22 protein-coding genes are annotated in these 20810 nt (G+C 69.4%); 15 read left to right on the top strand and 7 right to left on the bottom strand.

Going from position 1 to position 20810, the window contains the following annotated elements; translation table 11 throughout:
- The first annotated feature begins 4 nt into the window (after positions 1-4).
- The 3 genes from M2317_RS08875 to M2317_RS08865 all read left to right on the top strand — a co-directional run bounded on the left by M2317_RS08875 (position 5) and on the right by M2317_RS08865 (position 3315).
- Positions 5-1003, top strand: coding sequence for a carbohydrate ABC transporter permease (locus M2317_RS08875; protein WP_429459296.1), 999 nt, complete (start codon positions 5-7; stop codon positions 1001-1003).
- Positions 1004-1005: 2 nt separating this feature from the next.
- Positions 1006-1878, top strand: a complete 873-nt coding sequence (locus M2317_RS08870; RefSeq protein ID WP_429459295.1) for a carbohydrate ABC transporter permease — start codon at positions 1006-1008, stop codon at positions 1876-1878.
- 87 nt (positions 1879-1965) lie between these two features.
- Entirely contained in the window at positions 1966-3315 is a 1350-nt protein-coding gene (locus M2317_RS08865) for a DUF222 domain-containing protein (RefSeq protein WP_429459293.1), read from the top strand.
- A 324-nt stretch (positions 3316-3639) separates the two neighbouring features.
- On the opposite strand, the gene M2317_RS08860 is transcribed toward M2317_RS08865, so the two are convergent.
- The 4 genes from M2317_RS08860 to M2317_RS08845 form a co-directional block, all read right to left on the bottom strand.
- Positions 3640-4470: a DUF72 domain-containing protein gene (locus M2317_RS08860; protein WP_429459291.1), complete on the bottom strand. Its 831-nt coding sequence runs from the start codon at positions 4468-4470 to the stop codon at positions 3640-3642.
- Between the two features lie 6 nt (positions 4471-4476).
- Positions 4477-5274, bottom strand: a complete 798-nt coding sequence (locus M2317_RS08855; RefSeq protein ID WP_429459569.1) for an SDR family oxidoreductase — start codon at positions 5272-5274, stop codon at positions 4477-4479.
- 2 nt (positions 5275-5276) lie between these two features.
- A complete protein-coding gene (locus M2317_RS08850; RefSeq protein WP_429459567.1) occupies positions 5277-5834 on the bottom strand; it encodes a Dps family protein in 558 nt (185 codons plus the stop codon).
- A gap of 77 nt (positions 5835-5911) precedes the next feature.
- Positions 5912-6688, bottom strand: a complete 777-nt coding sequence (locus tag M2317_RS08845) for an alpha/beta fold hydrolase (protein ID WP_429459290.1) — start codon at positions 6686-6688, stop codon at positions 5912-5914.
- 127 nt (positions 6689-6815) lie between these two features.
- Here M2317_RS08845 and M2317_RS08840 point away from each other — a divergent pair, with 127 nt between their 5' ends.
- The 6 genes from M2317_RS08840 to M2317_RS08815 all read left to right on the top strand — a co-directional run bounded on the left by M2317_RS08840 (position 6816) and on the right by M2317_RS08815 (position 13069).
- Complete coding sequence (locus M2317_RS08840; protein ID WP_429459288.1) at positions 6816-7547, top strand: GntR family transcriptional regulator; 732 nt, start codon at positions 6816-6818, stop codon at positions 7545-7547.
- Positions 7544-9262: an allophanate hydrolase gene (gene atzF / locus M2317_RS08835; protein WP_429459286.1), complete on the top strand. Its 1719-nt coding sequence runs from the start codon at positions 7544-7546 to the stop codon at positions 9260-9262. The genes M2317_RS08840 and atzF overlap by 4 nt, the downstream gene beginning before the upstream one ends.
- Positions 9263-9302: 40 nt before the next feature.
- On the top strand, positions 9303-10277 hold the full coding sequence (locus M2317_RS08830) for an ABC transporter substrate-binding protein (protein WP_429459284.1): 975 nt from the start codon (positions 9303-9305) through the stop codon (positions 10275-10277).
- Between the two features lie 19 nt (positions 10278-10296).
- On the top strand, positions 10297-11184 hold the full coding sequence (locus tag M2317_RS08825; RefSeq protein WP_429459282.1) for an ABC transporter permease: 888 nt from the start codon (positions 10297-10299) through the stop codon (positions 11182-11184).
- 13 nt (positions 11185-11197) lie between these two features.
- Complete coding sequence (locus M2317_RS08820; RefSeq protein WP_429459280.1) at positions 11198-12001, top strand: ABC transporter ATP-binding protein; 804 nt, start codon at positions 11198-11200, stop codon at positions 11999-12001.
- 81 nt (positions 12002-12082) lie between these two features.
- Positions 12083-13069: an aldo/keto reductase gene (locus M2317_RS08815; protein ID WP_429459278.1), complete on the top strand. Its 987-nt coding sequence runs from the start codon at positions 12083-12085 to the stop codon at positions 13067-13069.
- Positions 13070-13071: 2 nt separating this feature from the next.
- Here the strand turns inward: M2317_RS08815 and M2317_RS08810 are convergent, their stop codons facing one another.
- Positions 13072-14247, bottom strand: a complete 1176-nt coding sequence (locus M2317_RS08810) for a MalY/PatB family protein (protein ID WP_429459276.1) — start codon at positions 14245-14247, stop codon at positions 13072-13074.
- A gap of 151 nt (positions 14248-14398) precedes the next feature.
- On the opposite strand from M2317_RS08810, the gene M2317_RS08805 reads away from it, so the two are divergent.
- The 5 genes from M2317_RS08805 (at position 14399) to M2317_RS08785 (ending at position 18407) form a co-directional block, all read left to right on the top strand.
- On the top strand, positions 14399-14563 hold the full coding sequence (locus tag M2317_RS08805; RefSeq protein ID WP_264156427.1) for a hypothetical protein: 165 nt from the start codon (positions 14399-14401) through the stop codon (positions 14561-14563).
- A gap of 155 nt (positions 14564-14718) precedes the next feature.
- Positions 14719-15630: an ABC transporter ATP-binding protein gene (locus M2317_RS08800; protein WP_429459274.1), complete on the top strand. Its 912-nt coding sequence runs from the start codon at positions 14719-14721 to the stop codon at positions 15628-15630.
- Positions 15627-16448 carry an ABC transporter permease gene (locus tag M2317_RS08795; RefSeq protein ID WP_429459271.1) on the top strand — a complete coding sequence of 274 codons (822 nt, stop codon included), beginning with the start codon at positions 15627-15629 and terminating at the stop codon, positions 16446-16448. The genes M2317_RS08800 and M2317_RS08795 overlap by 4 nt, the downstream gene beginning before the upstream one ends.
- Before the next feature lie 19 nt (positions 16449-16467).
- Entirely contained in the window at positions 16468-17754 is a 1287-nt protein-coding gene (locus M2317_RS08790) for a sensor histidine kinase (RefSeq protein WP_429459565.1), read from the top strand.
- Entirely contained in the window at positions 17751-18407 is a 657-nt protein-coding gene (locus M2317_RS08785; protein WP_429459269.1) for a response regulator, read from the top strand. The genes M2317_RS08790 and M2317_RS08785 overlap by 4 nt, the downstream gene beginning before the upstream one ends.
- An 8-nt stretch (positions 18408-18415) precedes the next feature.
- Here M2317_RS08785 and M2317_RS08780 read toward each other — a convergent pair whose 3' ends face one another.
- Positions 18416-19090 (bottom strand): FadR/GntR family transcriptional regulator, encoded by a 675-nt coding sequence (locus M2317_RS08780; protein ID WP_429459267.1) that lies wholly within the window; start codon positions 19088-19090, stop codon positions 18416-18418.
- A gap of 5 nt (positions 19091-19095) precedes the next feature.
- Positions 19096-20379 carry a serine hydrolase domain-containing protein gene (locus M2317_RS08775; RefSeq protein WP_429459265.1) on the bottom strand — a complete coding sequence of 428 codons (1284 nt, stop codon included), beginning with the start codon at positions 20377-20379 and terminating at the stop codon, positions 19096-19098.
- A 95-nt stretch (positions 20380-20474) separates the two neighbouring features.
- Between M2317_RS08775 and M2317_RS08770 the strand changes: the two genes are divergently transcribed.
- Positions 20475-20792: a DUF2470 domain-containing protein gene (locus tag M2317_RS08770; protein ID WP_429459263.1), complete on the top strand. Its 318-nt coding sequence runs from the start codon at positions 20475-20477 to the stop codon at positions 20790-20792.
- The last annotated feature ends 18 nt before the right edge of the window (positions 20793-20810 follow it).

Raw genomic sequence — 20810 nt, 5'->3', positions numbered from 1 at the left:
TCGTATGGCCGTTCTCACTGCCGAACCGACGACTCAGCAGGTCGTCCTGCCACCGACCCGCCCCGAGGGGCGTCGCAGGCGGCCGTCGCTGCGCAGCCGCCGAGAGGGCCGCGCGTTCTACGCCTTCATCTCGCCCTGGCTCGCCGGCACCGTCCTGCTCACCCTCTTCCCGCTCGGCTACGCCTTCGCCGTGAGCATGACGAACTGGGACGGCATCTCGCCGTCCTTCTCATGGGTCGGGTTCACGAACTACCTCGATGTGCTCGTCGACCCGCAGACCTGGGCGAGCATGGGTCGCACCGGGCTGCTCGCGATCATCGTGGTGCCCATCACGATCATCGGCAGCCTGCTGCTCGCGATCCTGCTGAACCAGAAGGTGCGGGCGCGCACCTGGTTCCGCTCGATGATCTACCTGCCGGCGATCATTCCGGCGGTCGCCGCGACCCTGACGTGGAAGCTGATCTTCGACCGCGACACCGGAGCGCTCAACGGATTCCTCGCACTGTTCGGCGTGGATGCCGTGGACTGGTTCAACGGCGATGCCGTCTTCGGCGTCCTCATCGTCGTGATGCTGTGGGGCATCGGCGGCGGCGTGATCATCAACCTCGCCGCCCTCCAGGATGTCCCGGCCGAACTCAACGAGGCGGCGCTGCTCGACGGCGCGAACGCGGTGCAGCGGTTCTGGCATGTGACGCTCCCCGCCATCTCGCCGGTGCTGCTGTTCCAGACCATCACGACGACGATCGGCGTGCTGCAGACGTTCGTCCCGGCGCTCCTGCTCTCGCCCGCGACGGGGGCCGCGGCGATCACCGCCGTGCCGGAGGCCAACCAGGTCTACATGATCAACGTCTACGCGAAGTACTTCGCGTTCTCGCAGTACGGGCCGGCGTCGGCGATGCTCTGGCTCTTCTTCCTCGCCATCCTGATCGTCACCGTGATCACCTTCAAGATCGGTGGACGAACGGTCTTCTACGCGGTCGACCCGTCCGAGAAGGGACGTTGAACATGACCACCACCCGCGCCATCACGACCGCTGGAGCATCGTCGCGCATCCGCGACAGGGTCCGCTCGCGACCCGGCCTGGTCATCACCTTGACGATCATCTCGGTGCTGCTGGTCCTGCCGATCGCGTTGCTCATCATCACGGCGCTGAAGACGCCGGAGCAGCTGTCGACGACCGACTTCATCTGGTTCCCGATTCCGCCCGCATTCGAGAACTTCGTGCTCGCCGTGACGGAGCAGCCGTTCTTCGTCTACGCCGCGAACTCGTTCTTCCTGTCATCCATCTCGGGAGTGCTGACGACGTTCTTCTCCGCGCTGGTGGGATACGGGTTCGCCCGTCTGCGGGGACCGGGGAAGAACTTCCTGTTCGGCGTGCTCATCTCGATGATGCTCGTCCCCGGCATCGTCACGCTGATCCCGACGTACCTGCTCTTCGCTCGCATCGGTCTGGTCGGCACGTACTGGCCCTGGGTGCTCTGGGCGATCGCCGGCTCCCCGTTCCTCATCTTCCTGTACCGGCAGTTCTTCGCAGGCCTCCCGCGTGAGCTGGAGGAAGCGGCGACACTGGATGGCTGCTCGCGCTTCGGGATCTTCATGCGCATCTTCATCCCGATGTCCAAGCCGATCATCGTGACCGTGTTCGTGCTGTCGTTCACCGGAGTCTGGGGCGACTTCATCACCCCGAACCTGCTGTTGAACTACGACAACACGACGCTCGCCGTGGCACTGACCACCGGCTACGTCAACGACCAGGGTTTCCCGCTCAACAACCTGATCGCCGCCGCGTCGATCCTCTACGTGATCCCGATGATCATCGTGTTCATCTTCGCCCAGCGCAGCTATGTCGCCGGCTTCTCGACCTCCGGAATCAAATGATGTGATCGTTGAGTCTCGAATATTTCTTCCGAACTTCTCTTCCGAACATCTCTTCCATTATTGGGGTGGGCGGGGTAGTCTGGGGGTATGTCGACGACGCATCTGGATCCTCTGCAAGAGGCAGTTAGCCGCCTCGATGCGGTGTGGTCGGATGCTTCGGATGCGGCGGGTCTGGACCGGGCGGGACTCGTGGCCGCGAACGCGGCACTCGGGGTGCTGCACCGGCTGGTGGATGGGTTGGAGGCGGAGGTCGCGGCGCGGATCGCGCACGAGTCCCGTCCCGAGCTCGGCGCGGAGTCTCTGGCGAAAGAGCAGGGGTTCCGCAACGCGGGACAGTTCGTCGCGACGGTCACCGGGCGGTCTTCCGGGGAGGCATCGCGGTTGGTGAGGGTCGGGGAAGCGACCGCACCGCGCACCGACCTGCTCGGGGCGCGGCTGCCGGCGAAGTACCCGGCCGTGCAAGCCGCCCTCGGTTCCGGGCGGATCGGGGCCCCGGCGGCCGGGCTCATCATCGCCCTGCTCGACCGGGTCCGATTCAAGATCGACATGGATCGGCTTGCCGAGGCAGAGGCCGCCCTGGCAGACAAGGCGGCCGGGTTGTCGTTGGACGAGGTCCGTAAACTCCTCACCCACACCGAAGCGCACCTCGACCCCGACGGAGTCCTGCCCCGGGAGGAAGCAGCCCGCGCGCAGAACAGACTGGTCATGTTCGAGCGCGAGGGGCGCCTGCACATCGACGCCGATGTCGACGTCGCCACCGGTGCGCCGATCAAAACCGCGATCGAAGGGCATGTCACCGCGGTGCTGAACGCGCGGGTGCACGCCCTCGATCCGGACGCTCCGGACGCCGATCGGCGCAGCATCGCGCAGTTGCAGGCCGACGCTCTCGCCGATATCGCCGCCCACGCCCTCGGTTGCGACAGCAACGCCCCCGCCCTGGCCGGGGCGACCGTGATCGTCCGGGTCGGGGTGAACGACCTGGCCGAGGGAACCGGATACGCGACCATCGACGGCATCGACCAGCCCATCAGCATCAGTGCCGCCCGACGCATGGCCGCATCCGGGGGCGTCATCCCGTACGTGCTCGGCACCGACAGCGAGATCCTCGACTGGGGCAGGGAGAAACGCTTCTTCACCCGGGCACAACGCCTCGCCCTCGTCGAACGCGACGGCGGATGCGCCGGATGCACCCTCCCACCCTCTATGACCCGCGCCCACCACATCGACTGGTGGCAACGCGACCGCGGCAGAACCGACCTCGACCGCGGGGTCCTGCTCTGCGACAACTGCCACCACCGCGTCCACGACAACGGCTGGGAAATCAGAATCGAAGGCACCGGTGTGACCGCGAAAGTCTGGTTCATCCCCCCACCCAGCGTCGACCCCGAACGCACCCCACGACTCGGCGGCACCGCCCGCTACAACCTCGCCGCCTGACACCCGGCGCGGGGGCCGCCATGCGAGTGAAGGCCGAGCGCCGCGTCTCGGGCGGCACCGGGATGCCAGCATCGGGATGCGCTCGTCAGCACGTGCCCCGATGCTCACATCCACGCCCACGCGCACACCAACTCCACTGACGTGACGGTCACCGCACTGTCGCGAGTCCCGCTCGCCGCGCGCCCACATGCACCGCACCGCACCGCCTATGCTCGACACGGCCAACCGTGCTCGAAACCGGCACCGCCCACGCACAGCTCAGCTCACGCCAGCTCCACTGACGCGGCGATCACCGCCCTGTCGCCAGCCCGGCCCACCGTGCGATCACGAGCCACCCACCGCGCCGATCCGCTGCGCCAGCCGCACCGCGTCATGCGGCGCATGCCCGAGCGCATCGTTGTCGAAGTACGCGTACACATCCCGCCCGTCGGCCACCCACCCGCGGATCCGAGACGCCCACGCGTCGAGTTCGGCATCCGTGTACCCGCTCGTGTAGAGCTCCTGCGCACCGTGCAGGCGCACGTACACGAAGTCCGCGGTGACGGAATCGAACAGCGGGAACCGCCCCGCCGTATCGGCGACCGTCATCGCGACGCCATACCGCCGCAGCAGATCCTCGGCCTCACCGAACGACGGCGAGCGCGGCTCGAACGCGTGACGCAACGGTCTGTCCTCCTCGACCTCCAGCCATGCACGCCCGGACATCCGATCGTCGTGACGCCGCGCGAGCTTCAGCGCCTCCGTCGTCGACCGCGGCAGCAGTGAGAAGAACTCCGACAGCACCGCCGGATCGAACTGCGCGCGTTCGGGCAACTGCCACAGAAACGGTCCCAACGCGGGGCCGAGAGCGAGCACGCCCGACGCGAAGAAGTTCGCCAGCGCCGTCTCGACCCCACGCAGCCGCAGCATGTGCGTGACGTAACGCGAACCCTTCACAGCGAACACGAACCCGTCGGGAACCGCCGCACGCCAGCGCCGGTAGCTCTCCGGACGCTGCAGCGAATAGAAAGAACCGTTCAGCTCGACCGTCGAGAAGCGCGATCCGACGTGCTCCAGCTCCCGCCGCTGTGCGAGCCCCTTCGGGTAGAAGTCACCCCGCCAGCGCGGGTACCGCCACCCCGAGGTGCCGATCCGCACGACTGGAGCGCGCGGCATCCGCCCTCACACCGTCCGCCAGTCGTGCTGGGTGATCGCGGCACCGGCCTGCGGGCCCATCTGGAGCATCCCGCCGTCGATCACGATCGACGTGCCGCTGATGTACGCGGCACCAGGCGACGCGAGGAAGGCGATCAGCGCCGCCACCTCACGGGCATCCCCCGGCCGCCCCAGCGGGATGCCCGGGCGATCCTCCTGACGCGGGTCACGGTCGGTCTGCCCGGTCATCGGCGTCGTGATCTCGCCCGGAGCGACGCTCACCGCGGTGATGCCGTGACCGCCGAGCTCCAGCGCGAGGTTCTTCATCAACCCGGCGAGGCCGTGCTTCGCCGCGTCGTAGGCGCTCGAGCCGACCATGGGCTGATGCGCGTGCACGCTCGTCACCGCGATCAGGCGCCCTCCGTTCCCCGCGGCCACGAGGTGCCGAGCCGCCCGCTGCAGGCAGATGAACGCTCCGGTCAGATCCACATCCATCACCCGTCGCCACTCGTCGAGACTCACATCGAGGAATGGCGTCGACAGTCCCGTTCCCGCGTTGTTCACGAAGACGTCCAGACCGCCGAGTTCGGCGACGAGATCATCGACGACATCCCCACAACCCGGAATCTCCGCCGTGTCCAGCCGGGCGACAACCGCCCGAGCCCCATGCGACCGGACCTCTTCTGCGGTCTCCTCGGCACCCTCGGCATCCGAATGCCACGTGATCGCCACGTCGACGCCCTCGGCGGCGAGCGCGACGGCCGTGGCGCGGCCGATGCCGGAATCCGCACCCGTCACGATCGCGCGGCGAGGCTCGACCTCCATGCTCAGCGCCCCGCCGGCGTGCGATTCTCCGCGCTCACCATCCACGCGAACTGCTCCATCTTCTCGATGATCGCGTGCAGGATGTCCGCGCTGGTCGGATCTTCCTCGTCAACGCCGTCGTGCACCTCGCGCATGGTCGCGACCACCGCCTCGAGCCGCTCGGTGATGAGATCGACGGTCTCCGTCGTGTCGACCTCGCCCTGCGGGTACTCGGGCAGCGTCGTACTCGACGCGACGGTATCGCTGCGCCCATCCGGCACGGCGTGGAGCGCACGCATGCGCTCGGCGACCGTGTCGCTGAACTCGCGCGCCGCGTCGATGATGTCGTCGAGCTGACGGTGCGTGTCGCGGAAGTTGCGTCCGACGACGTTCCAGTGCGCCTGCTTGCCCTGCATTGCCAGTTCCAGCAGGTCGACGAGCACGGCCTGCAGGTGCGCGCTCAGCTCGGGCGATGCGACGAATCCCTTCTCGGCGTTCTGCCGACGCGTGCGCTTCTCGCCGGTCCCGCCGCGCGCACTGCGGGAGCCGGATGCCTTGGTGGATGTCTTCGTGGTTGCCATCATGCGGCGACCGTAACCCGCCGGGTCCGGCGGTCGGAGGGGCTTGACAGCCGCGGCACCCCTGATCCAGGCGCGGATCAGATGAGGCGGTCGGCGACGACGCGAGCGGTCGCCTCCGGATCCATCCGGTGACCGATCGACTCGGGCACCTCCACGAACTCGGCATCCGGCATCGCAGCGGCCAGACGCGACGCCGCGGCCACGAGGATCGGCATCGTCTCGGATCCGCGCAGGATCGTCACCGACATCCGGACGCGGAGCATCGCTGCCGTCGGCGTCGAAACGCGTTTCGTCACGAGAGTGTCGTAGACGGTCGACCGCCCGAGAGGTGCGACCTGTTCGAACGCCGGCGATGCGCGGAACTGCTCGATGAAAGCATCGGGCAGCCCGACGCCCTCGCGCTGGAACAGCACCACCGCATCGCCGGGACGACCGTCGTCGACCAGCGCCTGCAGCCGGTCGGCGAGGTCGGATGCCGGATCGTCGACGCCGAATCGGAACGGCGGTTCGGACAGGAACAGCCGCGTCATCGAGACGCCCTCGCCTGCGGCGTACAGGGCGAGCACGGCTCCGGAGGAATGCCCGACGACGGCCGCATCGGATCCGGATGCCGAGATCACCGCCGCCAGATCCTCGGCCTCGCGCGAGGGATCCGCGACCGTCGCGTCGCCGCTGTCACCGCGCGCCCGCCGGTCATAGGTGACCGCACGCAACCCGGCATCCGCGAAGGCCTGCGCGAGCGCACCGGCGTCTCGAGCCGTGGACAGCGCACCGCCTACGATGACGACGGTCGGGCCCGCGCCGATGGTGCGGGTGGCGATAGGCGTTCCGTCTGCAGACGTGACGATCTCCATCACCCCAGGCAACACCCGCGCCCTCAGGGCGTCAAGGCATCGCGCTGTAACAAAGCGTGTGATCCGTTACACCGGAGCGATACCGCGTACACGCGCTCGAAACATGTGTCCAAGACGCTGTCCAGCAATGGATACATCATTGGCCACATCGGAAGAGCCGACGCTCTCGCGCCGTCGTCCGGCACGGGTGCGCATCTACGAAGAGCTCCGCGCGGAGCTCCTGACCGCGACCCACTCGCCGTTCCACCGGTTCACCGAGGAGAACATCGCCGACCGGTTCGTCGTGTCCCGCACCCCTGTTCGCGACGCCCTCGCGCGCCTCGAGGCCGACGGTCTGCTGGTGAAACGGGACGGCGCGCTGTACCGCTACATGCCGACACTGGAGGAGTTCACCGAGCTGTACGAACTGCGCATCCTCCTCGAGTCGCACGGCCTGGATCGGGCGATCAGCGACCCGACGGTCCATCACGAGGCCTCGGTCCTCATCCGCGAACAGTCGCTGTGGCACGCCCGGCTCGATGACGGCGTCACCCCGGACCCCGGCTTCGTCGACGCCGACGAGCAGTTCCACGTATCGCTGCTGCGCTCGGCCGGCAACGGCGAGCTGGTGACCGCCCTCGAACGCGTGAACCGGCGGATCCGACCGATCCGCATGCACGACTACCTCACGCAGGACCGCGTCGACGCCACGATCAGCGAACATCTCGAGATCCTCGAGCTCGTCCTGCGCGGCCGGCTGCGGGAGGCGCGCGACTTCCTCCGCACGCACGTCGGCCAGTCGCAGTCGATCGTCGAGGCCAGGGCCGCCCGCGCCATGCAGATCTCCCACATGAATCACAGAACGGACCCGCACGCATGATCGACCTCGCTTCGCGCGAATCCCTTGCCGCCGACCTCTCCGCCCTCTTCGACTCGATCCGGCGAGCGCCGTCCACGATCTGGATCGCCCTCCGTCCGGATGAGGACATCGCCGCGGATGCCGAGGCGATCCGGCAGCGGCTGCTCGACGGCGCCGACCTTCCGCTCGCCGGCACGACGTTCGCCGTCAAGGACAACATCGACATCGCCGGCTTCCCGACCACGGCCGCTCATCCGGCTTTCGCGCGGAGCCCGCAGCGCAGCGCGACCGTCGTCGAGCGGCTGCTGCTCGCCGGCGCCCTGCTCGTCGGCAAGACGAACATGGACCAGTTCGCCACCGGACTGGTGGGGACCCGGAGCCCGTACGGCGTCGTCACCAGCGCGCTCGACCCGCAGCGCGTCGCCGGCGGGTCCAGCTCGGGATCCGGCGCGTCCGTCGGACTCGGACTCGTCGACTTCTCGCTCGGCACGGACACGGCCGGCTCCGGGCGGGTTCCGGCGGCGTTCAACGGCATCCTCGGCATCAAGCCGACGCTCGGGCTGCTCCCGCTCGACGGCGTCGTCCCGGCTTCGCCGTCCTACGACACCGTCTCGGTGTTCGCACGCACGACGACGCTCGCGGCACGAGTCATGGATGCCGTGGTCGGAGTATCCGCGACCGACCCCCGGAGCCGGCCATGGCCGGCGGATGCTCCGCTCGCCGCCCCTGCCCTGCCGGTCGTCGCCCTGCCACACGACGCCGATCTCGCATCGCTGTCGCTCGGAGCGCGTGAGGCGTTCGACGCGGCGGTCGCGCAGCTCGCACGCCTCGGAGTCGAGTTCCGCACGATCGACCTGCGCCCGATGCTCGACAGCGCGCAGTTGCTCTACGGAGGCGGGCTCGTCAGCGAACGCGTCTGGTCGTACGGGGCGTTCCTCCAGGCGCACCCCGGGGGCGCGGACCCCTCGGTCGCGACGATCGCGCAGCGCGCCATGGCGACGGACGGCGTCGCCGTGATCGACGCACAGCAGGCTGTCGCTGCGGCGAAGCTCCAGACGCGCCACGCGCTCGCGGGCATGGATGCGCTTCTGATCCCGACCGCACCCGTGCACCCCACCGTCGCCGAGGTGGCCGAGGACCCGCTCGGCGTCAACAGCCGGGTCGGGACGTTCACGAACTTCGTCAACCTGCTCGACATGGCCGCCGTCGCAGTACCGGTCCCGACGTCGGCGGAAGGCGGGTACGGGGTCTCGATCGTCGTGCCCGCGTTCCACGATCAGGTCGCCCTCGACATCGCCTCCCGCCTCGTCGGCGAAGCAGAGGAGGGGGCGTCCCTCGCCGTCCCCGGCGTCGAACTGGCGGTCTTCGGCGCACATCTGCGCGGCGAGCCGCTGAACGCGCAGCTGCAGTCGCTCGGCGCACGCTTCGTCCGCGACGTCCGGACTCGGGACACCTTCCGCATGCTGCTCGTCGAAGGCGAGATCGAACGTCCCGCGGTGATCCGCGCCGAGGACGGGGCGGAACTGCCCGGGGAGCTCTGGCGGCTGTCTCCCCTCGCCGTCTCGCAGCTGCTGCGCAGCATCAGTGCCCCGCTCGCGCTCGGAGAGGTCGAGCTCGCGGACGGAAGCGCCGTCCTCGGTTTCACCGCATCCGTCGACCGCACCGAACGCGACATCACCGGGTTCGGCGGCTGGCGCGCATTCCGCGCGGCATCCTCCCAGCCCGTCACCGTCTGACCCACCCTGCCCTGCCCTGCCCCGAGAACCTGGAGACCCCGTGACCTTCCGCACCCCTGCCCTCATCGCCACCACCGCCGTCGCCCTCCTCGCCACTGCCACCCTGACGGGCTGCGCCTCGGCGTCATCCGCCGATTCCGACGACGCCGGCACCACCGTCACCATCGGGACGCTGCGCGCACAGCCGCATCTGTTCAGTCCCTACTTCTACGAGGAGTTCGCACCGGACGGCGTCGACTTCGAGATCGTGCTCTTCGACACCTCGAGCGATATCAAGAACGCGATCGTGTCGGGTTCCGTCGACTTCGGCGTGACGGGTGCGGCGTCGGTGATCGCGGGCGTCGCCGAGAAGCAGGACGTCCGCATCGTCGCTGCGGCCGCCGACGGCGGCACACGGATCGTGGCGACGGAGGACATCACGTCCCCGGAGGATCTCGTCGGAACGAGCATCGGCTTCCCGATGGGTGCCACGCAGGAGATCCTGCTCAAGCGCACGCTCGAGTCGCAGGGGATCGACCCGGCCTCGGACGTCGAACTCGTGAACCTGCCGTTCGCCGATCTCGCCGGCGCCTTCTCGTCCGGTCAGATCGACGCGTTCATCTCGGCGGAGGTCGGCCCGTCGATCGCGATCGAGGGCGGCGGACACGAACTGATGTCGGCGTACGACACGTCCATCGGCCGGACCAACATCGTCCTGGCGACGAGCAACTCGATGATCGCCGACGACCCCGACCTGGTTCAGGAGGTCGTGGACACGCACATCGCCGCCGTGGATCACATGGCCGCAGACACGGACGCCTGGGCCGAAGGGCTCGTCGACGAGTTCGCCCTGGACCCGGACGTGACGGCCACCGCGATCGAGAACATCTGGCCGACGTGGGACCTCACCGACGACTACCTGAGCACGCTGCAGGCCATGGGCGACGAGATGCTCGAGTTCGATCAGGTCTCCTCCGCCGTGGACCCCGAGCTGCTGGCCGACAGTTCGTTCGTCGCGGCCGCGCAGAACGACTGAGTCCCGAGGAGCCGACACCATGACCACGACCGTCGAGACCCCGCCGGATCGCGCGGAGGCCGCCACCGCGGCATCCGTCCCCTCCGCCGGCGACCGAACACGTCGGCGCCGTCTCCCGCTGGGCTGGATGATCGCCCTTCCGGTGCCGATTCTGATCCTCATCGGCTGGCACCTGGGCGTGCAGTACGCCTGGACGCTCCCGTTCGACATCAAGATGACGTTCCTGCCGACACCGGGAGAGGTCGCGCTGCGCGGCGTCGACCTCGCCGTCGGCGGCGTGTACGACGACTCGTTCAGCGGCACCCTCTGGGAGCACCTCGCCGCTTCGACGCTGCGCGTCCTGCAGGGATTCGCGCTGGCCGTCGCCGTCGCCGTGCCGCTGGGCGTGCTCATGGGCCGCTCACGGCTGCTGTTCCGGATGCTGGAGCCCACGGTCAACCTCGTCCGCCCGATCCCCGTGACCGCCTGGGCCCCGCTCACGCTGCTCATCATCGGCTTCGGAGACCGCTCGACCGTGTTCCTCGTGTTCATCGCCGCGGTCTTCCCGATCCTGCTGAACACGATCAGCGGAGTCCACCAGGTCCCGGGGCGCCTCCTCGAGGCGGCGGCCATGCTCGGAACCCCGAAGCTCCAGTCCCTGTACAAGGTGGTGATCCCCGCGGCGGCGCCGCAGATCATCAGCGGCATGCGCATCGCTATGGGGCTCGGCTGGGTCATCCTCGTCGTCGGCGAGACCGTCGGCATCAGCACGGGCCTCGGCGCTCTCATCACCCAGGCGCGCGAGCAGTCGCGCACCGATCTCATCATCGTGGGCATGATCGTCATCGGTCTGGCCGGCTTCATCGCGGACCGGCTGCTCACACTCATCTTCTCCGTCGCCTTCGGGCGCCGTCCGATCCAGAAGTGACAAGGAGCACAGCATGAGCGTTCCCGAACAGCACGCCGCGGACATCGTGATGACCGGCGTGAGCAAGAGCTACCCGGGGGCGCCGATCGCCGCCGTCGAGGACGTCGACATCACCATCCGGGCCGGTGAGGTGGTCTGCATCGTCGGCGCGTCCGGATGCGGCAAGTCGACGCTTCTGCGCATGGTCGCCGGCTTCGAGACCATCAGCGGAGGTTCCCTCCGGGTCGCCGGTGCGGAAGTGACGGGCCCCGGTCCCGACAGAGGAGTCGTCTTCCAGGACTACGGTCTGTTCCCCTGGCTCACCGTCCGCGAGAACATCGAGTACGGCCCCCGCCAGGCGCGGCTTCCGCGCGCGGTCGTGAAGGAGCGCGCGACCCAGGCACTGGACTCGGTCGGCCTCACCCGCGTCGCCTCATCGTTCCCCCACCAGCTGTCCGGCGGCATGCAGCAGCGTGTGGCGATCGCGCGACTGCTGGCGAACACGCCGTCGGTCATGCTGATGGACGAGCCGTTCGGGGCACTCGACGCCCTCACCCGGACCGACATGCAGCACGAACTGCAGCGGATCCAGAGGGATGCCGGCATCACCGTTCTGTTCGTCACGCACAGCATCGAGGAAGCGGTCTACCTCGGTGATCGCGTCATGGTCATGGCCGGCGGCACCGCACACGGCATCTCCGGGCACGTCCGCGAGGTCGTCACGGTGGACCTTCCCACGGATCGCGACGTGAACTCTCCGGAGTTCAACGAGATCGAGCGGCACATCGATGCACTCGTTCATGCGGGGAACGCGCACCGCTTGACGAACGCGGCCTGAGGCCTCCGCAGGGGTGCCCTGACAGAACCTCCCTCCCGACGACCCGACCGTCCTACGCTGGCCTCGACGGAAGGAACCAGCATGCACATCCGCACACTCGGCCAGGGCCTCGAGGTCTCCGCGATCGGTCTCGGCGCCATGGGCATGTCCCAGAGCTACGGCCCCAACCCCGGCGACCGGCAGGAGATGATCGACGTCCTCCGATACGCGGTGGACCACGGCGTCACGTTCATCGACACCGCCGAGGTCTACGGCCCGTACGACAACGAGGAGCTCGTCGGCGAGGCGCTGCGGCCCATCCGGGACCGCGTCACGATCGCCACGAAGTTCGGCTTCGACATCCAGGACGGCGCGTCGGTCGGCGTGGATTCCCGCCCCGAACGCATTCGCGCCGCCGCCGAAGGTTCGCTGCAGCGCCTCGGTATCGAGACGATCGACCTGCTCTACCAGCACCGCGTCGATCCGGACGTGCCCATCGAGGACGTCGCGGGCACCGTCGGCGAACTCATCGCCGAGGGCAAGGTGCGCCACTTCGGGCTCTCCGAGGCGGCCGCGTCGACGATCCGGCGCGCGCACGCCGTGCACCCGGTGACCGCCGTACAGAGCGAGTACTCGTTGTGGACGCGCGATCCGGAGCCGGAGGTGCTGCCGACCTGCGCCGAACTCGGCATCGGGTTCGTGCCGTTCAGCCCGCTCGGCAAGGGCTTCCTGACGGGAACCGTGACGGCCGGCAGCACATTCGGCTCCGATGAGATCCGCGCCAAGGTGCCCCGTTTCGAGGCCGAGAACCTCGCCGCCAACCTCCGGCTCGTCGATCACGTGAAGGCTCTCGCCGCCGAGCGCGACGTGTCACCCGGTCAGGTCGCGCTCGCGTGGTTGCTCGCGCAGCATCCGTTCATCGTGCCGATCCCCGGCACCCGGCGCCGGGAGCGCATCGACGAGAACGCCGCATCCACGACCGTGGCACTCTCCGCCGACGACATCGCGGATCTGAACGACCTCGTCGCACGCTTCGGCGTGGCCGGCGATCGCTACAACGCCGCCGGTATGCAGGCCGTCAACCGCTGAGATCAGGCGGCGCGCTCGCTGACCTCGGCGAGCGCCCGCCGGATCCGGTCGACGGCCTCGACCATGATCGGACGCGGCGTCGCGAACACGAACCGGGTGTACCCGATCGCCGCCTCGCCGCACGCCGAGCCGTCCGTCATGGCGACGCCGGCGTGCTCGTGGAACCAGGCGGCGAGGTCGCCGGTCAGACCGCTCTCGCGGAAGTCCAGCAGCGCGATGTAGGTCCCCTCGGGGACCACGATGCTCACGCCGGGGATCTCGGCGATGAGCTCGGTCAGCAGCCGTCGGTTGCCGTCGAGATACTCCACGACGTCGTCGAGCCAGGCTTCGCCGCCGGTATAGGCGGCGATGTTCGCGATCACGCCGATCGTCGCCGTGCCGTGGCCCGCCCAGCCGCCGTCCTCCTCCCACAGCCGCTCGGACTCCTCGTTCGAGAAGATCAGCTGCGCGCACTTGAACCCGGCGAGGTTGAACGCCTTCGACGCGGATGCCGCGGTCAGCGTGTGCCCGGCGGCGACGTCCGACACCGACGCATACGGGATGTGCGTGCCGGGGGCGTACACGAGCGGCGCGTGGATCTCATCGCTGAAGACCCGCCCGCCCGCGGCATCCACCGTCGCGGCGACCGCCAGCAGCTCGTCGCGGGTGGCGACCGTGCCGAGCGGGTTGTGCGGGTTGCACAGCACGAGCAGTTCGCCCCCGTCGGCGAACGCGGCCGCGACGCCCTCGTGGTCCATGATCCAGCGGCCGTCCACGAGAACGCTCGGCACTTCGATGACCCGCCGGCCGAGGCGGCCGGGCACCGTCAAGAATGGCATGTAGGCCGGCGTCGGCACGATGACGGCCCCTCCCGGCGACGTGTACGACGTGATCGCGAACTCGAACGCGGAGATCACGTCGGACACGGCGCGCACACGCTCGGCCGGCACATCCCAGCCGTACTTCTCGGAGTACCAGGATGCCGTGGCCTCGGCGAGCTGCGCCCGCAGCCGTTCGGGCAGATACCCGGTGAGCCCGGCATCCAGCGATGCCGTGATCGCGTCCGTGATGGCCGGCGCGACGCCGAAGTCCATCTCGGCGACGAAGGCGCCGATCGTGTCAGGGAATGCCGTCCACTTCACGCTGCCGGCCTGCCGAAGATCGTCCGCGGTGATCGCGTCGAAGGGATGCGCTGCCATGTCTCTCCTCTGAACTCGTCCTTCTCCATTCTCCCGGTCGCAGAGGCACGCGGGGGCGGCTACCACCGCGTGACAGCGCTCGTCAACCCTCGTGGCCGATCGGCTTAGACACGGCAGGATGGTGGATTCAACCCGAGCGAAGGAGTCGTTCATGAACATCGCATTGGTGCTGATCATCGTCATCGCCGTCATTCTCGCCATCGTCGGCGGCCTCAACACGGCACTGAACTGGCTGCTGTGGGTGGCGCTGATCGTCGGCGTCATCGCGCTGATCGCGTTCCTGTTCCGTGTGATCGGCGGTCGCAACAGAGTCTGACCTCCGGGCGCGCACGAGGTGCGCATCCGCGGAGAGGCCGCGACGGGGAACCGTCGCGGCCTCTTTCGATCATGGTCCCGCAGTGCCGCCCTTCGGCCCGTAGTCGGTACCGCAGGAGGACGCGCTTCGACGTCCGGCATCCGTAGCGTCGAAGCATGATCACTGCAGAAGGACTCACGAAGAGATTCGGCGACAAGACGGCCGTGGACGACATCTCGTTCACGATCCGCCCCGGAGCCGTCACGGGCTTCCTCGGCCCGAACGGCGCCGGCAAGTCCACCACCATGCGCATGATCGTGGGGCTCGACCGCCCGACGGCCGGGCGCGCCACCATCGGCGGCACCGAGTACCGGCGTCTGGGTGCTCCGCTCACCGAGGTCGGCGTGCTGCTCGACGCGAAGGCCGTGCACACCGGCCGCAGCGCCCGCAACCACCTGCGCGCCATGGCCGCGACGCACGGCATCGGCCCCGCCCGCGTCGATGAGGTCATCGACCTCGCCGGTCTCACCCCGGTCGCCCGCAAGCGGGCAGGGAAATTCTCGCTCGGCATGGGACAGCGTCTCGGCATCGCGGCCGCGCTCCTGGGCGACCCGCACACGCTCATCCTCGACGAGCCGGTCAACGGCCTCGACCCCGAGGGTGTCCGGTGGGTGCGCCAGTTCGTCCGGCACGCGGCATCCGAGGGCCGGACGGTCCTGCTCTCCAGCCACCTCATGAGCGAGATGGCGCAGACCGCCGATCACGTCATCGTGATGGGTCGGGGCCGCGTCCTCGCCGATGCGTCGCTGGACGATCTCGTCCGCGCCTGGACGCGCAACTCCGTCCGCGTGCGCACGCCGCAGGCCGCCGCCCTCGCCGAAGCCGTCGCCGGCGCGGACGTCGAGATCATCAGCACCGAACCGGACCTGCTCGAGATCGTCGGTCTCGCCGCACCCCTCGTCGGCGACATCGCCGCGGACCGCGGCATCCGCCTGCACGAACTCACGCCCACGACCGGGTCGCTCGAGGATGCCTATCTGGCCCTCACCGGCGACGACGTCGAATACCGGACCAAGGAGATCGCATGAGCACCCTGACCGCTTCCGCCCCTCGTCGCGCCACGCACGTCGAGTCGCCGTACCGACTGAACTTCCTGCGGATCCTGCGCAGCGAGTGGATCAAGCTCGCCACGCTCCGCTCCACCTGGTGGTCGATCGGGATCACGGCCGCACTCACCATCGGCATCGCGGTGCTCGTCGCGCAGTCGATGACGGCCGCGCCCGGATTCGAACCCATCCAGGCCGTCGTCTCGCCGGTGCAGTTCACGATGCTGCTCGCCGGTATCCTCGGTGCCATCTCGGTCACCGGCGAGTACTCGACCGGCATGATCCGCTCGACGCTCACCGCGGTTCCCGTGCGCGGCTCGGTGCTCCTCGCCAAAGCGATCGTGGTGGGACTGGTGCTGTTCGTCAGCTCGGTCGTGATCTTCGTCACAGCAGCCCTCGTGGTCACACCGATGTTCACGGACACCGCCCAGCCGTTCGACTGGGGAACCCCGTCGGCTTCGACGCTGCCGATCCTCGCCACCTCGTTGGCGATGGCCGTGTTCGCACTGCTCGGCGTCGCGTTCGGCTTCATGCTGCGCTCCGGAGCGGGGGCGATCGCCGCCACCGTCGGTCTGCTGCTCGTGCTGCCGCTCGTCGCCAACATCTTCGCGATGCCAGGTGAAGGATGGGAGTGGATCGCCGATGCGAGTGCGCACCTGCCGATGAGTGCGGCGCAGAGCATCATCCTCCCCCAGGACGACTGGGGCCTGCCGGTCGGGGAGGCCTACCTGACGCTCGCCGCCTGGGTGACTGCCGGGCTGCTCGGCGCCTGGGCCGTCCTGCGCACGCGCGACGCGTAGAGTCGAGCGCGTGTCGAGCATGAGCCACCGCAGCTCCTCCGCCGACGGAACTCCCGACCGGGATGCCGCGGCGGAGGAGCTGCGTCTGCCGCGTCCCCCGGGTGTGATCCGGCGGTTCTGGGCGCGGCATCCGCTGTTCGCGGACATCCTGATCGCGCTGGTCTGCCTCGCGCTGTCCGTCGGCACCAACGCGAGCTACACGACGGCACCGGACGGCACGCTCGTCCCCGCGGAGCCGGCTCCGCTCGGTGTGAGCATCGCCATCCTGACCCTGGTCCTGGCCGCCTGCGTCCTGCTGGCGCTGCGTCGACGGCGTTGGCCGACGACAGTGCTGGTCGCCGCCTACCTCGTCGCGGCCGCTTACCTGCTGCTCCTCGAGCCGGCGGGCGGACCGCTGCTGCTCGTCACGAGCTACGGCATGGCCGTCTACCGCTCGTCCCGCGCCGCGTGGACGGCCTTCGGCATCGGGATCGGCAGCCTGACGCTTCTGTCGGCCGCACTCGAACTCGCCGGAGTCATCACGCTCCAGGCCGCGGTGAACGGCATCCTCGGCCAACTCGTCCTCGCCCTCATCGGCACGCTCATCGGCACCAACGTCGGCGGACGCAAGCGCTACGTCGAGGCCATCATCGATCGCTCCCGCCAGCTGCTGAACGAGCGCGACCAGCAGGCGCAGATCGCCGCCGCCGCCGAACGAGCGCGGATCGCGCGCGAGATGCACGATGTCGTCTCGCACTCGCTGACGGTCATCGTCGCGCTGTCCGAGGGCGCGGCCGCCACCTCGGATCCGGATCGCGCGCGGGATGCCTCGGCGGCCGCAGCCGCGACGGCGCGCGGCGCGCTGACCGAGATGCGTTCGATGCTCGGGGTGCTGCGCGAAGGGGACGCCGAGGCTCCCCTCGCTCCGACCGCCCCGGTCGATCCTCGCACCACGGTCGCGGCGGCGCAGCGGGCCGGCTTCCCGGTGACGCTCACGGTGGCGGGCGACGCTCGCGCGGCGGAGCCGGTCGAGTTCGCCATCGGCAGGGTCGTGCAGGAGGGCGTCACGAACGCCATGCGCCATGCTCCCCAGGCGACGACCGTGTCGGTGCGCATCGACCGCGCCGCCGATCCGATCGTGATCGAGATCGGCAATGACGGCGTCGGCGTCCGCGCCGAAGCCGACGCCGGCGGTTTCGGCCTCCGGGGTCTCGCCGAACGCACGTCGCATCTGGGCGGCAGGCTGGACGCCGGCCCCGCCGGCGACGGACGATGGAGGCTGCGCGCCGAGCTCCCCGCGGCGTCCTCCGACGGGAGCGAGACATGACCGAGCAGATCCGCATCCTCCTCGTCGACGACCAGGAGCTCATCCGCGTCGGCTTCCGGCTCGTCCTCGAGGCCGAGGATGATCTCGTCGTCGTCGGCGAGGCCGGCGACGGGGCCGCCGCGATCGCCCGCGCGTCGACGCTCGCCCCGGACGTCGTCCTCATGGACATCCGGATGCCGGGGGTCGACGGCATCGCGGCCGCGGAGGAGATCGTCCGAGCCCGCCCGCAGACGCGTGTACTGGTGCTGACGACGTTCGACCTCGACGAGTACGCGTTCGGAGCGATCCGCGCGGGCGCGAGCGGGTTCCTCCTGAAGGATGCGCACCGTCACGAGCTGATCGCCGCCGTCCGCGCCGTCCATCAGGGCGACGCCGTGCTCGCGCCACGGGTCACACGCCGCCTGCTGGAGCACGTCGGTCCGCGGCTGGCGAACACGCCACCGCAGGACGACCCCACGGCCTCCCTCACCGAGCGCGAGCGCGATGTGTTCGTGCAGATCGCCCTCGGCCTGTCCAACGTCGAGATCGCGCAGGCGCTGTTCCTCAGCGAATCCACCGTCAAGACACATGTCGGCCGCGTGCTGGCGAAGGTCGGAGCGCGCGACCGGGTGCACGCCGTGATCCTCGCGCACCGGCTCGGGCTCGTCGACTGACGGGTCGATCAGACGACCAGGTCGTGATCCAGGTGGGTGGCCATCGCGCGGGCGGCGGCCGCGGCATCCCGTTCCCCGATCGCCTCGAGGATCGCCGCATGGTCCGCGTCGAAGACCTCCAGGTCGGCACCGAGCCGGAGCCGCCCTCCGCGGACCGCCGCGCGGATGACCGGCATGACCGCGACGTACAGACCTGCGAGGAGTCGGTTGCCGGATGCCTCGAAGACCAGATGGTGGAAGCTCCCCGGCGTCTCGCCGAGTTCTGCGGCGAACGGGGTGCCCGCGGTGATGCGCCGGTCACGGTCGCAGACCGCGCGCAACTGGGAGAGCTGCTCGTCGGTGCGGAGCACGGCCGCCTGGCGCACGGCCTCCATCTCGAGGGCCCGACGGTAGACGAGCACGTCCTCGAGCGAATACTCGGCGAGGTGATCCGTCACCACCGAAGCCACCGGGGTGCGCGAGCGCACGAAGGTTCCGACGCCCGTGATCGGCTCCAGCATCCCCTGCGCGGCGAGCGCGCGGACGGCCTCGCGCACGGTCGACTTTCCGACTCCGATCATCGCCATGAGATCGGGCTCGCGCGGGATGCGGCTGTTGATCGGCCAGTCGCCGCGCACGATGCGCGTCTTGAGGAAGTTCAGCGTGTCGACGGCCTTGGGCGAGCCGGTCGGACGGTCCGGCACGAGAGTCAGCCGGCGGGAGGCGCAGCGCAGGTGACGATGCTGGAGATGACGTCGTGGTACTGCTCGGCCGTGAAGGGCAGCCCGAAGTCGGGGGCGGTCTGCCCGTCGGCGGCCGGTGCCTTCGACGCGATCGCGGCGAGCTCCCACGCGAGGTACGCGGCGATGCTGCTGCCGGATGCCGAGTTGTTCAGCGTGACAGCGACCGTGAAGCCGGTGGCGGGGTCCGAGTACGCCGACGTCGCGTAACCCGGGACCCAGCCCTGCTGGCCGATCATCGATCCGACGACGAATGCTCCGCCGGTCGCCTGGTACCAGGACGGCGACGACGCCGACACCGGCAGCGGGGTGCCGAAGCGGGCGGGCTCGGCATCCTCCGCGCGCAGCGCCTGCGCCGCCGTGGCCTGGATGTAGGTCCCGAGGTCCTCGATGGTCGACACGGCACCGGAGTCGGTGTATCCGAAGCTCGCGGAGGCGACACTCACGTCGATGGGCGCAGTGCAGTCGTATCCGCCCTCGATCGCCGGCAGGGTGTTGCCGCGCAGCACGGCGCCGTCGGATGCCGCGGCCGGGCGCGCGCCGGGCAGGCGCGTCTGCGCGAGGTCGAGGGGATCGGTCACGTACTCGTCGATGAGCGCGGCTGCGCTCTTGCCCGATGCGCGCTCGAGCGCGAGGCCGAGAAGCAGGTAGCCGGCATCCGAGTCGCGGTAGGCCGTGTGCGGGGTCGACGCCTCCTGGCCGAGACCGAACGCGGCGAGCTCCAGCGGGGCCCATACGCGCTCCGGCGTGGTCAGCCACGCGCTCTTCATCATCGCCTCCGAGGAGCCGATGCCCGCGGTGCCGTTGCAGAGATCCAGCAGCGTGATGTCCTTGAGGTCCGCCACACCCGACACGTAGTCGGGCACCGCGGCGTCGAGCTCGATGAGACCGTCGTCGGCCATGCCGTAGAGGACGTCGCACGTCATGAGGCGGGTGGTGTCCGCGATCCGGAACGACATGTCGGTCGTCACCTCGGTGTCGTCGCCCTGCGCCTGGGTCCCCGTCGCCGCGACCCACTCGCCGCTCCACGGAACCCACACTCCGACGATCGCACCCGAGGCACCGGATGCCGTGATGGCGTTGTCGACCGCGGCCTGCATCTGCGCCACGGTGTCTTCGGGGAGGGCGCCGTCGACCTGCGGCGGCGGCGTGTACGTCACATCCGCATCACCGGAGCAGCCCGCCAGAACGAGCGCGAGCGCCGCGGCTGAGGCTGCAGCTGCGCCGAGGCGGCGCGACGACAGAAGGTGCATGGATCCACTCCCTGGGTATCTCCAGAGAGTCTAGAGGGGAGATCCTGAAAGACACCCCGGGATGCCGCGGGCCGACGGCGCCCTACAGTGGTGGCGTGCCCCACACCTTCGACGCCGATGTGGTCGCAGCCGTCCTGCGCCACATGAACGGCGATCACACCGACGACAACCTGCTCATCGCACGCGCTTTCGCCCCGGCATCCCTCAGCCCGATCGCGGATGCCGTGATGACGGGTTTCGACGGCGAAGCCGGTCTCTGGCGGGTGATCCGCGCCGACGGAGCCGAAGACGAGCTGCGCGTGCCGTGGCCGGGTGGCGCGATCGCAGAACGACCGGCCGTCCGGCGCGAGATCGTGGCGCTGTACGACGCGGCCTGCGCGCGTCTGGGCGTCGAGCCGCGCCCGCACGCCTGAAATCCGTCCTTCGCAACA

The sequence above is a fragment of the Microbacterium sp. ZKA21 genome (assembly GCF_050434165.1).
Lineage (GTDB): Bacteria > Actinomycetota > Actinomycetes > Actinomycetales > Microbacteriaceae > Microbacterium.
This window is presented reverse-complemented; position numbering and strand designations above follow the sequence as displayed.